A 1,200-nucleotide genomic window follows, 5' to 3' on the forward strand; every position below is an offset into this window, starting at 1 on the left:
CGACGTCCCCCCACTTTCAGTAGCGGGGCGATTTAGAGTCCGGGGTTGATGGTAGCGGATGCCAGTTGCTTCGCGTAGGCGCTCGGTGTTAGGCCGCCGAGTGCCTTCTTCGGCCGCTCCTCGTTGTACTCCCGGCGCCAGGTCTCGATGACCGTCCGGACGTGCAGCAGGTGGGTGAACCAGTGTTCGTTGAGACACTCGTCCCGCAGCCGCCCGTTGAAGGACTCGACATAGGCGTTCTGGTTGGGCTTCCCGGGCTGGATCAGTCGTAGCTGCACACCGCGCTGGTGCGCCCAGACGACCATGGCCTTGCCGCAGAACTCCTTGCCGTTGTCGGTGCGAATCACCTGCGGCAAGCCACGGGCGAGCGCCAGGCGATCCAGCACGCGTGTTACGCCCAAGCCGGAGATCGCCCGCTCGACTTCGATCGCCACCGCCTCGTGGGTGGCGTCGTCGACGATCGTCAGGCATTTGATGACCCGGCCTTCGGCAGTGCGGTCGAACACGAAGTCCATCGACCACACCTGGTTGGCGGCCAGCGGCCGGATAAGTGGCTGACGCTCGCCCGGCAACACCTTCTTGCGCTTGCGGCGCCGCACCTGCAGCTTCGCCTCCTGGTACAGCCGTTCGACGCGCTTGTAGTTCACGAGCAGTCCCGCTTGCCTAAGCTTGAGGTGGATCATCCCGACGCCGTAGCGCCTGTGCCGCTGCGCCAGCGCCAGGATCCGCGCCCGCAGCTCGACGTTGCGGTCCGGACGCGGCGCATAGCGGTACGCGCTGACGCTCATGCGCACCACCGCCAGCGACCGCCGCTCACTCAGGCCCTTGGCCACCAGATGCCGCACCAGCTCCCGTCGAGCCGGTGCGGTCACCACTTTTTTCGCAGGGCGTCCTTGATCACGTCGTTCTCGAACACCTGCTCGGCCAGCAGCTTCTTCAGCCGGGTGTTCTCCGCCTCCAGCTCCTTCAGCCGCTTGGCGTCGGGCACGCTCATGCCGCCGAACTTGCTGCGCCACAGGTAGTACGAGGCTTCGCTGAAGCCGTGCCGGCGGCACAGGTCCTTGACCGGCAGGCCGGCTTCGGCCTCACGCAGGAAGCCGATGATCTGTTCTTCGGAAAAGCGCTTCTTCACGTCCAATCTCCTTGGGGTTGGGGATTGGACTCCAGATCGCGGTGCTACTCAAAATTGGGGGGACGTCG

General features: G+C 65.2%; 1 protein-coding gene. It reads right to left on the reverse strand.

Features of this window, described 5'->3' with window-relative positions:
• Nucleotides 1-32 precede the first annotated feature (32 nt).
• A protein-coding gene (locus tag Q0907_RS18960; protein ID WP_299347598.1) for an IS3 family transposase occupies nucleotides 33-1,132 on the reverse strand; the annotation gives its coding sequence in 2 pieces (ribosomal slippage) (nucleotides 33-874 and nucleotides 874-1,132; 1,101 coding nt in all).
• Nucleotides 1,133-1,200: the final 68 nt, after the last annotated feature.

It is taken from the genome of uncultured Pseudoxanthomonas sp. (assembly GCF_947498795.1).
Classification (GTDB): Bacteria; Pseudomonadota; Gammaproteobacteria; order Xanthomonadales; family Xanthomonadaceae; genus Pseudoxanthomonas_A.